Here is a 12,018-nt window from a genome sequence, read left to right on the forward strand (position 1 = left end):
CATGCCGTATCAACGGATCAAATGGCTTATTCTCGTAATCCCGACCGTAACGCTCGCGCTCTGGGAGTATGTGCGGCATGCCTTTCTGCTGCCGGTCATATCTATGGATCTGGGCAATGTGCTTGCTCCGGTTCTGGTGTTCCTCATCACGATGACGCTGGTGCGCAAATTGTTCCGCATGATGGAGAATGTTACCGATACGCTGCATCAGGAGCAGACGGCGAAGGCTGCTTTCATGGAACGCGAGCAGTTGGCCCGCGAGCTGCATGACGGGATCTCGCAATCGCTGTTTCTGCTGTCAGTCAAGCTGGATAAGCTGGAGAAAGCGCAGGATCATGGGGACATCCGGACAACGACCGACGAGATCCGTTCCACGGTCCGGCATGTATACGAGGATGTGCGGCAGTCCATTGCAAGTCTGCAGAGCGAGCCCGCCAAGACGGAGGTTCAATGGATGCAGTCGGTGCAGCGGATGGCGGAGGAGCTGGAGCTTGGAGGTCTGAAGGTGGTCATGGACTGGCAATTGCGGGACAGCCATCTGACGAGCAAGGAGAAGGTAGAGCTGCTTGCCATCGTTCGGGAGTCGATGCTGAATGTGCAGAAGCATGCGAATGCCGAGCGGTTAACGGTTCGAGCAGTACCGCAGCCATCAGGCAGCGGTTTCGTCTGTACTGTAGCGGATGACGGAATTGGTGCGGATGAAGCCGAGCTGCTGGCCAAAGGTCGTTACGGCATTCGAATGATGCAGGGCAGAGCGCGGGCGATGGGCTGGAGACTCGATATTAGGCGGATAGCTGCAAGCGGCGGGCCAAATGCGGGAGACGGCATGATCGTCGAGATTGTGAAGGGGGCGTAGGCAGTGAAAGAAGGAGACGCCAAAGAAAAAGGGGCAATTCGCGTCCTGCTCGCAGACGATCACCCTCATGGAAGGGAAGGGATGAGGGAGATTGTGAGCTGCGATCCGTCCTTCACCATTGTCGGTGAAGCGGTTAACGGAGAACAGGCCGTTGCGCTTGCGATCGAGCTGGAACCGGATCTGGTGCTGATGGATATTAATATGCCCGTCATGAATGGGATGGAAGCGACGCATTACATTAAGAACGCCGATCCGCGAATCAAAATCGTCATGGTGACGGTATCCGACGATATTACCGATCTCTTCGAAGCGATCAAGCGGGGGGCGCAGGGCTACCTGCTCAAAAATTTGTCGCCCTCGGCATGGCTGGAATATTTGCGCGCGGTTGCCGTCGATGAAGCGCCGTTGTCGAAGGAACTGGCCTTCCGGATGCTGCAGGAGTTTAATGGCAGCGGCAGTGTCCCGGCGCTTGGGGGCCGTGAAGCCCCGAATAAGACGGGGGCCTACGGGGAGGCAGGGGCAGCCATTGGAGCAGGCTCCCCTGCTGCCCCTGCCGAAGAGGGCAGGACGCCGCTGACTCAGCGTGAGCGTGAGGTGTTGGAGCGGGTCGCATCCGGCGATTCCAATCGGCAGATCGCGGAGACGTTCGGGCTATCCGAGCATACGATCAAGAACCACTTGAAAAATATTTTGCAGAAGCTGCATTTGGAGAATCGGGTACAGCTGGCTCGGTATGCGCTGGAGAAAGGGCTCTTGAATAGAGAATAGCGGGTAGAGGTGTCACAGCATTGTCACAATGGCATAGCCCTTTGGAGTCATTGCATCCGGATGGCAGCACGTTATAATAACCAAGGATTCACTTCTGAGCGTGAATGTTGAGGTTGGTATACGGTGTCTATCATTTAGGAGGCTTAGTGATAATGAAACAGATGAAGCAATGGGTAATTATGACTGCGATTGTAACATCGTTGTTCCTGTATGCAGGGCTTGCGAGCGCGCATGTTACGGTACAGCCTAAGGAAACGAAACAGGGCAGCTACGAGGTGTTCACGGTTCGTGTACCGAGCGAGAAGGAAGAGGTAACGACCAAGAGCGTCAAGGTAACAATTGCGGAAGGCGTGGAGTTCAAACGGATCGAGCCTAAGGCAGGCTGGAAGTATGAGCTGGAGACGACAGGAGACGGCATCGTAAAATCCGTTACATGGACGGCTGAAGGAGACGGGCTGACGCATACGGAGTTCGGAGAATTCCGCATGCAAGGCAAAGTGGCCGCTGACGCCAAGGATCTGGTGTGGAAGGCTTATCAAACCTATAGCGACGGCGAAGTCGTGGAGTGGATCGGCGCACCGAATACGGATGCCAAATATCCAGCATCGCTGACTGTTGTGAACGCCGGGACTGCTGAGGGTGATGGTCACAGTCTTGGAGGGAATGCTTCCGGCGGCGGAGATGCAGCTGATAAGGCTGCGGCGAATACAGGCGGTGCAGAAGCGTCGAACACTGCCGGTGACACAACCGCTCCCGCTGCGGATGGGGTTCAATCAGCCGGGGGTGCAGTGGAAGGCGATAATGACGGCGGTGCGATGACAACAGCAACATTCATCCTATCCATTACAGCCTGTATCGTTTCGATAGCGGCGCTCGTCATGACGATGGCGAGACGGCGCAAAGCTTAGAATGAAAGACCAGGCACTATCTAATGAGGCACAGCGTTTGGAGAAGAAGATGCCGGAATGCAGACAAAGGTCTGTATCCCGGCGCTCTTCCTGAATGCTGTGCCTCTTTGTTTATGCGCGATATTTCATATGAAATGCTGATACTATTATATCTTCCGCCTTCATAGAATTTAGTAGAGAAGGTAGTAGTCATCATTAAAATATGAAAGAGGCGGTTGCGATGAAGGATAGCTTATTTCTTGGCAAGCGGCCTGCAAGGCTGCTGAGAAGCTGGATGGCATTGACGGGGGCAGCCTATTTATTAGGAGGTCTGTACGGGTTAGTGCCTGTACATGGTGAGGGGGCTCCTTCGGTGTCAGCGGCAGTTCACGAAGAGCTTGTGGCGGCAGACAGTGCCGGCAAGATGAAAGAGAGCAACCAGGGCCGTGATAAAACAGCGCCTGTCATGACATTAATCGGTGTCAATCCAATGACCGTTGAATGGGGCAGCCTGTATGTTGATCCGGGAGCGGCTGCATTCGATGAGGTTGATGGAAGCGTTGCTGTGCAAGTCTCGGGCGTTGTACGCACCAATGAAGCGGGTACTTATACGCTGACCTACAGCGCAACTGATGCCAGCGGCAATACAATCGTCAATAAACGGAATGTTCGTGTGATGGAACAATCGGCGTACCCCCTGCACCCTGACAGCCGCGGCATGGTGCCAGTTCTGGACAATGTGAGCCTCGTTAAGGGAATGGAACCAAGTGGCGGCAGATGGGGAGTTGGCCGCTGCCGAGACGAGGACTTTATGCGGGAGAGCGGTACGGCGGCTTCCCTGGATGTCAAGGATACAACGGCTCCGGTTCTGACGCTGACAGGGGTGAATCCGATGACAGTGGAGGGGGGCGGCATGTACGTCGAGCCCGGGGCAGAGGCATGGGATGAGGTGGACGGATGTGTGGCTGTAACTGTAAAGGGGAGCGTGAACACAAAAGCGCCGGGCAGATATACACTGACTTACAGCGCCTCGGATGCCAGCAATAATACGGTGACTGTGACCCGAATTGTACAGGTGATGGATATGGCAGCACCGCATATTATGCTGGTGGGGCCGAATTTCCTGAAAGTAGAGGCGGGGAGCAGGTTCGTGGACCCGGGGGCTTTTGCCTATGATCGAATGGATGGAAGTGTGGCGGTCAGGGTAAGGGGCAAGGTGAACACGAAGGTTGCCGGTACGTATACACTTACTTACAGTGCTATGGATCGCAGCGGGAACACAGCGACGGCGACACGGGCCGTGCGTGTCGCAGCCTCGTACACATCTGCCAAGCAATAGGGGGCTTGGTGTGGCCTATGTATGTGCTGTTTTGGCGAGTGAAATTCACGATAAAGATTATAGGGGCAGTCCTGTTGCGTCAGCGCTCAGCTTTGCTTATAATAGATAACTAAGCATACTTTGTAATACAAGCAATGCAATGATGGAGATAAGTAAACGGCAGTTCGTGCACAGGGAGAAGGCGCCATGGATTGAGAGCGGCTTCGCAAGTGGAACGCTGTTGAAGTTCACTCCTGAGCAGGCTCCTGAACATGCCCGAGCGGCGATTAAGTAGGGAAGTCCCGGCCCCCGGCCCGTTACAGCCGGTAATGAGGGGTTGTCCATTTCTTTTGGCAATCCGAATTAGGGTGGTACCACGGTTCTTTCGTCCCTTGCGGGGAGAAAGGCCTTTTTTTATTTTGTGAGGAAGGGAATGGATGGAATGAAAGAACGATTGGAAGCACTGCGTACAGAGGCGCTTGGTGAGCTGGCGACAGTGGCAGACCCGCAGCAATTGAACGACTTGAGAGTAAAGTACCTGGGCAAGAAGGGGGCGCTGACCGAGATACTGCGCGGCATGGGAGCACTTAGTGCAGAGGAGCGCCCGGTTATTGGTCAAGTGGGTAATGATGTTCGCGCTGCTATTGAAGCTGTTATTGAAGCGAAGCAATCCGCGTTCCAGCAGGCGGAGACAGAGAATCGGCTTCGTGCGGAGACGATCGACGTTACGCTGCCCGGCAGCAAGCTTCCGGCAGGCGCTGTGCATCCGCTGAACAAGGTGGCGCAGGAGATCGAGGATATTTTCATCGGATTGGGCTATACGATTGCGGAAGGGCCGGAGGTAGAGACGGACTACTACAATTTCGAGGCGCTTAATCTTCCCAAGGATCATCCGGCGCGCGATATGCAGGACTCGTTCTATATTACGGATGAGATTCTGATGCGCACGCAGACCTCGCCTGTACAGGTGCGGACGATGAAGGCGATGAACGGCAAGACGCCGGTCAAAGTTATTTGCCCCGGCAAGGTGTATCGCCGCGATGATGATGACGCTACGCATTCGTTCCAGTTCAATCAGATCGAAGGCCTCGTTATCGGGCCGAACATTCGCATGAGCGATCTGAAAGGCACATTGCTGCAGTTCGCGCAGCTTATGTTCGGCAAGCAGGCGCAGATTCGCCTCCGTCCGAGCTTCTTCCCATTCACAGAGCCAAGCGCTGAGGTGGATATTTCATGCGCGCAATGCGGCGGCGAGGGCTGCCGGATGTGCAAGCACACCGGATGGCTTGAAATTCTTGGATGCGGCATGGTTCATCCACGGGTGCTGGAGATGGGTGGCTATGATCCTGAGCAAGTAAGCGGATTTGCCTTTGGCATGGGTGTGGAGCGCATCGCGCTGCTCAAGTATGGCATTGATGATATTCGTCATTTCTATACGAATGATGCTCGTTTCTTAGGCCAGTTCGTTCGCATGCAAGGTTAGAGAATAGGAGGACAATACGATGAATGTATCTTATAGATGGTTAAGTGAATATATCGATTTGAACGGCTATACGGGCGAAGGACTGGCGGAGCTGATGACAAGCGGCGGCATCGAGATCGATGTCGTGGAATCCCGCAACAAAGGGGTTACCGGAGTTGTCGTCGGACGCGTAGTGACGCGGGAGAAGCATCCTGATGCCGATAAGCTGAGTGTTTGTACGGTAGATGTGGGCGGAAGCGAGCCGCTGCAAATTGTATGCGGCGCGAAGAATGTTGCAGCGGGCCAGCTTGTTCCGGTTGCGACGGTCGGGGCGAAGCTTCCCGGTGATTTTGCCATCAAGCGCGCCAAGCTTCGCGGTGTAGAGTCGCAGGGCATGATTTGCTCGGCGAAGGAGCTTGGACTGAATGAGAAGCTGCTGCCCAAGGAGCAGCAGGAGGGCATTCTGGTGCTTCCAGAAGGACTGGCAGTCGGCCAATCCATTCTGGAGGTGCTTGGCATTGACGACGAGGTGCTTGAGCTGGACTTGACGCCGAATCGTTCTGATTGCTTGAGCATGCTCGGAGTTGCCTATGAGGTAGGCGCATTGACCGGACGAGAGGTGAAGCTGCCCAATAATCGAGTAACCGACACTGTTGAACAGGCTTCCGATCATTTGTCGGTGCAGATTGAAGCGAAGGAGCAGTGCTCCCATTATGCGGCGCGTTATATCAAGGGTGTCAAAATCGGCCCGTCGCCGCAATGGATGCAGAACCGACTGATGGCGGCAGGCATTCGTCCGATCAGCAACGTTGTTGATATTACGAACTTCGTCCTGCTGGAATACGGACAGCCGCTTCACGCGTTCGATGCGGATAAAGTGGGCAGCGGCCGCATCGTCGTTCGCCTTGCCCGCGAAGGCGAGGTTATGGTGACGCTGGATGATCAGGAGCGCAAGCTTGAGCCGCATACGCTGGTCATTACGGACGGCGAGAAGCCGATTGCGCTTGCGGGCGTAATGGGTGGCGCAAACTCCGAGGTTGACGCTTCGACCGTTAATATTGTGCTGGAGTCGGCCCGTTTCGATGGCGGTACCGTGCGCAAAACATCGCGTCAAATCGGCCTTCGCTCCGAATCAAGCATCCGCTTCGAGAAAGGTGTAGATCCTTCCCGTGTCATTCCTGCGCTTGATCGTGCGGCCGCGCTTATGGCGGAATACGCAAGCGGGCTTGTGCTGGAAGGAATCGTTCAGGAGGCTGCTGCTGCGCCTGCTGAGCGTGAAGTGTTCGTATCCCTGGACAAAATCAACCGGTACCTCGGCACAGATCTGTCGAAGCTGGAAGTGCAGACACTGCTGGGCCGCTTGCATTTTCCGTTTGAGCTTTCAACGGATGGGGTATTCACAGTGAAGGTGCCTTCGCGCCGCGGTGACATTGCGTATGATGTTGATTTGATCGAGGAAGTGGCCCGTCTGTACGGTTACGATAACATTCCAACGACTTCGATCGAAGGAGCAACGACCCCTGGCGCACTGACGAAACCGCAGGCAATCCGCCGCGAGCTTCGCAGAAGGCTGACAGATGCCGGACTGCATGAGGTGATCAGCTATTCCTTCACGCATCCGGATCGGGCGAAGCTGTTCCCGGCGCTTAGCGGCAAAGTGGAGCCGATCCGGCTATCGCTGCCGATGAGTGAAGACCGCAGCGTGCTGCGTACGAGTCTGCTGCCGCAAATGCTGGAAACGGCTGCTTATAACCGCAATCGTAAGAACGAGGATCTGTCCCTGTTCGAGATCGGCAGTGTCTTCCATACGGATGAGGTCGAGCTGACTCGCTTGCCGCAGGAGAAACACCGTCTTGCGGTGCTGCTCACGGGCATCAGAACAAGCACGCAATGGAACCGCAAGTCCGTGCCTGTCGATTTCTACGATATTAAAGGTGTGCTGGAGACAGTGGTCGAGGTGCTTGGCGTAAGCAGGCTGATCTCTTATGAGGCCGCTCAGCCGGAGCATATGCATCCGGGACGTACGGCTGCAATTGTGCTTCAGACTGAGCGTGGACCGGTGACAATCGGTTATATCGGCCAAGTGCATCCGGCTTTGCAGCTGGAGCAGGATCTGAATGATGTATATGTGCTGGAGGTTGAACTGGCGCCATTGTATGATGAAGCTAATTTTGCTATTGAATACAAGGTGCTGCCGCGCTACCCGGCCATACAGCGGGATATTGCCGTTGTGCTGGATCGTGGCGTTCAAGTCGGCAAAGTCATTGCAGAGGTGCGTGAGACAGCAGGGGAACTGCTGGAGTCGGTCAACGTGTTCGACATCTATACCGGCGAGAAGCTCGGTGCAGAGAAGAAGAGCGTCGCGCTGTCGCTGGTATATCGCCATGAAGCCCGTACGCTGACGGATGAAGAAGTAACCGAATTGCACGGTAGGGTCGTAGCGAAATTGGAACAATCTTTTGCTGCGGAATTGCGTAAATAGGCAGGAGATACCCGGCGCCGCATCGAATTAGTTCCTTGCGAACAAAATCGATGCGGTTTTTGTTTGGGTTTGATTGGTCTTAAGAAGAGAAACATGCTCTGCCGGCAGATGCGGCGGAAGCCGTTTCTTTTTGACTTATTATAGGGATTTATGAACGATCGCATTGAGGCAACACTTATATCGACTTATATCGACTTATATCGGGGTACTTGAATCTGATAGCTTGAATTCGTATGGACGGGATTGGAAGCAGTGAGTTTTGGTTCGCAAAGCTCTAGAGATTGCTTATGAAATGAGTTTTGCCTTGCAAAACTTTTTAGGAGGAAATTTTTCGATGAATGCACCCCAGCGTACACGCGTGACGGTTGACATATATGGTAACCAATTTAGATTGACGGGCAATAACAACCCGGATTACATTAAGCGGATTTCGGCTTTAGTTGATGAGAATATGCATAAGATTGCCAAAGGATACCCGAGACTCGATCTGCCTAAGATCGCCATGCTGGCAGCTGTACATATGGCGGAAGAGGTGTTCCGGCTTCGCGCAGACAATGAAAAGATGAATGAGACGGAGGAGCGCCGTCAGGCGGCCGTTGCAGAGCTGGAGCAAGCGAAGCTGGCATTGGCGTCGGTTCGTGATCAGCTCGCGACACAGCGCGAGGAGTTTGCGCTGCAGCTGTCTAATTTGAAAGCGGAGCGGGAGAGCGAGCGGCAAGCTGCGGGCGAAGAGCTGGCCCGTTCGAAGCAAGCCTGGAGCGCAGAGCGTGCCGAGCTGCAGGAGCTGCGGGATCAGGAGGCGATGGAAGCGCTTGAGGAGCTGGAGCGGGTTCGTGCCGAGCTGCAAGGACAGCTGCAGCAGCAGCGCGATTCCGCCAGAGCGGAGATCGAGCGGGAGCGCGAAGCGGCGAAAGCGAAAGCGGAGCGGCAGCAAGCGGAGGCAGAGCAGCAGCTCGCGAAGCAGCGCGAGGAGTTGCAGGCGGAGCTGGAGCAGGTGCGTGCGGAAGGTGAGCAGCAGCGCGAGGAGTTGCAGGCGGAGCTGGAGCAGGTGCGTGCGGAAGGTGAGCAGCAGCGCGAGGAGTCGCAGGCGGAGCTGGAGCGGGTTCGTGCGGAAGGTGAGCAGCAGCTGGCTGTAGCAGCGTCAGATGCGGAACTGGAACGCGAGATGTTGCGTGAGGAATTGGAGCAGCAGCGGGCGAAGGAGCGCGAGGAGTCGCGGGCGGAGCTGGAGCGGGTTCGTGCGGAAGGTGAGCAGCAGCGCGAGGAGTCGCGGGTGGAGCTGGAGCGAGTGCGAGCGGAAGGTGAGCAGCAGCGCGAGGAAGCGCGGGCGGAGCTGGAGCGAGTGCGTGCGGAAGGTGAGCAGCAGCGCGAGGAGTCGCGGGTGGAGCTGGAGCGAGTGCGAGCGGAAGGTGAGCAGCAGCGCGAGGAGTCGCAGGCGGAGCTGGAGCGAGTGCGAGCGGAAGGTGAGCAGCAGCGCGAGGAGTCGCGGGCGGAGCTGGGGCGGGTTCGTGCGGAAGGTGAGCAGCGGCTGGCTGTAGCAGCGTCAGATGCGGAACTGGAACGCGAGATGCTGCGTGAGGAATTGGAGCAGCAGCGGGCGAAGGAGCGCGAGGAGTCGCAAGCGGAGCTGGAGCGAGTGCGAGCGGAAGGTGAGCGAGAGCGGGAAGCGCTTCGAGTGAAGCAGGAGCAGCAGTTGGCAGAAGCGGCGTCAGATGCGGAACTAGAACGCGAGATGCTGCGTGAGGAATTGGAGCAGCAGCGGGCGAAGGAGCGCGAGGAGTCGCAAGCGGAGCTGGAGCGAGTGCGTGCGGAAGGTGAGCAGCAGCGCGAGGAAGCGCGGGCGGAGCTGGAGCGAGAGCGGGAAGCGCTGCGAGTGAAGCAGGAGCAGCAGTTGGCAGAAGCGGCGTCAGATGCGGAACTAGAACGCGAGATGCTGCGTGAGGAATTGGAGCAGCAGCGAGCGAAGGAGCGTGAGGAGTCGCAAGCGGAGCTGGAGCGACTGCGTGCGGAAGGTGAGCGAGAGCGGGAAGCGCTGCGAATGAAGCAGGAGCAGCAGTTGGCAGAAGCGGCGTCAGAAGCGGAACTAGAACGCGAGATGTTGCGTGAGGAATTGGAGCAGCAGCGAGCGAAGGAGCGCGAGTTATCGCAGGCAGAGCTGGAGCGAGTGCATGCGGAAGCCGAGCAGCAGCTGGCAGCAGCAGCGTCAGAAGCGGAACTGGGACGCGAGATGCTGCGAGAGGAATTGGAACAACAGCGAGCGAAGGATCGCGAGTTGTCGCAAGCGGAACTGGAGCGAGTGCGAGCGGAAGCCGAGCAGCAGCTGGCAGCAGCAGCGTCAGAAGCGGAACTGGAACTCGAGATGCTGCGAGAGGAATTGGAGCAGCAGCGAGCGAAGGAGCGCGAGTCGTCGCAAGCGGAGTTGAAGCGAGTGCGAGCGGAAGCCGAGCAGCAGCTGGCAGCAGCAGCGTCAGATGCGAAATTGGAACGCGAGATGCTGCGAGAAGAATTGGAGCAGCAGCGTGAGAAGGAGCGCGAAGCAGCACAAACGGAGCTGGAGCAGGTGCGAGCAGAGGCGGAGCGAGAACGTGACGCTCTGCGAGTGCAGCTAGAGCAGCAGTTGGCAGCAGCAGCGTCAGATGCGGAGCTGGAACGTGAGATACTGCGTGAGGAATTGGAGCAGCAGCGTGCCAACGAGCGCGAAGCATCGCAGGCGGATCTGGAGCAGGTGCGAGCAGAGGCGGAGCGAGAACGTGACGCTCTGCGAGTGCAGCTAGAGCAGCAGTTGGCAGCAGCAGCGTCAGATGCGGAGCTGGAACGTGAGATACTGCGTGAAGAATTAGAGCAGCAACGAGCGAAGGAGCGCGAAGCAGCACAAGCAGCACTCGAGCTTGCACAAGCGGATGCGGGGCGTCAGCGCGAAGCGCTGCGTGCTGATCTGGAAGAGCAGCTAATGGTAGCAATGGATGAAGCGGAGAGGCTGCAAGCGGATGCGGAGCGCAAGCTTGCCAGTGAGCGTGAAGCAGCGCAGGCCGCACTCGAAGCGGCGGAGCAGCATCTCGTGAGCGAGAATGAAGAGATAAAGGCTCAGTTGGAACGACTGCGCAGGGAGCTGGAAGAACAACTCGCAGGCGAACGCGAAGCAAGCCGCTTGAAGCTGGAGCAACAACGGAGACAAGCGGCGGCAGAGCTAGAGCAGGAGAGGGAAATTGCCCACGCCATGCTGGAGCAGGCGCTGCGTGAGGGCGAAGATCATGCAGTAGCGTTAGCGGCTAAGCTTGCAGCTGAGCATGAAGCATCCGAGAAGAACCTGAAGACGGAAGCAGACAAGCTCTTGCAAGCTGAGCGAGAGGAGTTCGAGACCCGTGAACTGAAGTGGCGTGAAGAGAATGAACGAAATGCCGCCCAGTTGGAAGAACATCGCCGCCTCAGAGATGAATCGAAGAGAGTTCTTGAAGAACAGCAGCTAGCAGCCGACCGGATATTAATGGAAGCGGCTGAACAGGAAGAGTCCCTCCGTACAACGGTAGACAGTCTGGAACAGGAACTCTCGGATCGTGAGAAATCTCTCAAAGAACTGCAGCAGCTGCTTGAAGAATGGCATCAGAAGGAACAACGCCATGAACAGACAGCGAAGCAGCAGGAGCAGCTCATTATCCAATTGCGCAATCATTTGGAGGAACAGCGGCAGCAAGCGGAGCAAGCTGAACAGTTCCACGAAGAGCTTATTAGAGAGCGAGACGAGACACAGAGGGAGCTGCAGCAATTGAACGCCCGCGAGGAGGAGCTTCGCAGCAAGCTTCATGCAGCAGAAGAACTGGCCTCAGCAATAGCGCAAGAAGCACAGCAAGAGGCATCGGAAGCCGCCAAGGCTGGAGATCGGCTTCATGCAGCGGTGCAAGAAATCGAATTAGCGAAGCAGCAGGCTGCAGCTCATGCGGAATCGGAATCCGAATTGCAGGAGCGTCTGCAGCAAAGTGAAGAGGAAGCAAGGACTGCCCGCAATCGGGCTCATCAGCTTGGCGAGCGTCTGGCAGAGCTTGAATCGGTGCTTGCTGATGCCGACAACTCTGAGAGCGAACTGAAGAACCTCCACGATCAGCTGCAAACCGAACATAATAAATTGAAAATCGAATACTCGAAACTGCAAACCGAGTTTAATGAATGGATTGAACTGATCGAGAAAAGCTAGCTTTCAGCAACGGTAACCGCATTTCAAAAAAAAAGAACCTCGATACCACTCTTATG

At 56.3% G+C, this 12,018-nt stretch carries 8 protein-coding genes; all 8 read left to right on the top strand.

Annotated elements, in window-relative coordinates:
* Position 1: 1 nt before the first annotated feature.
* The 8 genes from K0T92_RS06785 to K0T92_RS06815 all read left to right on the top strand — a co-directional run bounded on the left by K0T92_RS06785 (position 2) and on the right by K0T92_RS06815 (position 11,962).
* Positions 2-856, top strand: a complete 855-nt coding sequence (locus tag K0T92_RS06785) for a sensor histidine kinase (RefSeq protein ID WP_219871688.1) — start codon at positions 2-4, stop codon at positions 854-856.
* Between the two features lie 81 nt (positions 857-937).
* Positions 938-1,624 (top strand): response regulator, encoded by a 687-nt coding sequence (locus K0T92_RS06790; RefSeq protein WP_219871893.1) that lies wholly within the window; start codon positions 938-940, stop codon positions 1,622-1,624.
* A 152-nt stretch (positions 1,625-1,776) separates the two neighbouring features.
* On the top strand, positions 1,777-2,532 hold the full coding sequence (locus tag K0T92_RS06795) for a YcnI family copper-binding membrane protein (protein WP_219871689.1): 756 nt from the start codon (positions 1,777-1,779) through the stop codon (positions 2,530-2,532).
* 220 nt (positions 2,533-2,752) lie between these two features.
* The gene (locus tag K0T92_RS06800; RefSeq protein ID WP_219871690.1) at positions 2,753-3,850 is read left to right on the top strand and encodes a DUF5011 domain-containing protein; all 1,098 of its coding nucleotides are present in this window, start codon (positions 2,753-2,755) and stop codon (positions 3,848-3,850) included.
* Positions 3,851-3,989: 139 nt separating this feature from the next.
* The gene (locus K0T92_RS25260) at positions 3,990-4,124 is read left to right on the top strand and encodes a hypothetical protein (RefSeq protein WP_281423115.1); all 135 of its coding nucleotides are present in this window, start codon (positions 3,990-3,992) and stop codon (positions 4,122-4,124) included.
* 147 nt (positions 4,125-4,271) lie between these two features.
* Positions 4,272-5,312 (top strand): phenylalanine--tRNA ligase subunit alpha, encoded by a 1,041-nt coding sequence (gene pheS / locus K0T92_RS06805; RefSeq protein ID WP_219871691.1) that lies wholly within the window; start codon positions 4,272-4,274, stop codon positions 5,310-5,312.
* Between the two features lie 19 nt (positions 5,313-5,331).
* Positions 5,332-7,773, top strand: a complete 2,442-nt coding sequence (pheT, locus tag K0T92_RS06810; RefSeq protein WP_219871692.1) for a phenylalanine--tRNA ligase subunit beta — start codon at positions 5,332-5,334, stop codon at positions 7,771-7,773.
* 334 nt (positions 7,774-8,107) lie between these two features.
* The gene (locus K0T92_RS06815; RefSeq protein WP_219871693.1) at positions 8,108-11,962 is read left to right on the top strand and encodes a hypothetical protein; all 3,855 of its coding nucleotides are present in this window, start codon (positions 8,108-8,110) and stop codon (positions 11,960-11,962) included.
* Positions 11,963-12,018: the final 56 nt, after the last annotated feature.

It is taken from the genome of Paenibacillus oenotherae, from assembly GCF_019443105.1.
Taxonomy (GTDB): domain Bacteria; phylum Bacillota; class Bacilli; order Paenibacillales; family Paenibacillaceae; genus Paenibacillus_Z; species Paenibacillus_Z oenotherae.

Bases quoted from the DNA above. Each gene is read 5' to 3' on its own strand.
- K0T92_RS06785 (WP_219871688.1), top strand. From the start codon at position 2: ATGCCGTATCAACGGATCAAATGGCTTATTCTCGTAATCCCGACCGTA.
- K0T92_RS06815 (WP_219871693.1), top strand. From the start codon at position 8,108: ATGAATGCACCCCAGCGTACACGCGTGACGGTTGACATATATGGTAAC.
- K0T92_RS25260 (WP_281423115.1), top strand. From the start codon at position 3,990: ATGATGGAGATAAGTAAACGGCAGTTCGTGCACAGGGAGAAGGCGCCA.
- K0T92_RS06790 (WP_219871893.1), top strand. From the start codon at position 938: ATGAGGGAGATTGTGAGCTGCGATCCGTCCTTCACCATTGTCGGTGAA.
- pheT (WP_219871692.1), top strand. From the start codon at position 5,332: ATGAATGTATCTTATAGATGGTTAAGTGAATATATCGATTTGAACGGC.
- K0T92_RS06800 (WP_219871690.1), top strand. From the start codon at position 2,753: ATGAAGGATAGCTTATTTCTTGGCAAGCGGCCTGCAAGGCTGCTGAGA.
- pheS (WP_219871691.1), top strand. From the start codon at position 4,272: ATGAAAGAACGATTGGAAGCACTGCGTACAGAGGCGCTTGGTGAGCTG.
- K0T92_RS06795 (WP_219871689.1), top strand. From the start codon at position 1,777: ATGAAACAGATGAAGCAATGGGTAATTATGACTGCGATTGTAACATCG.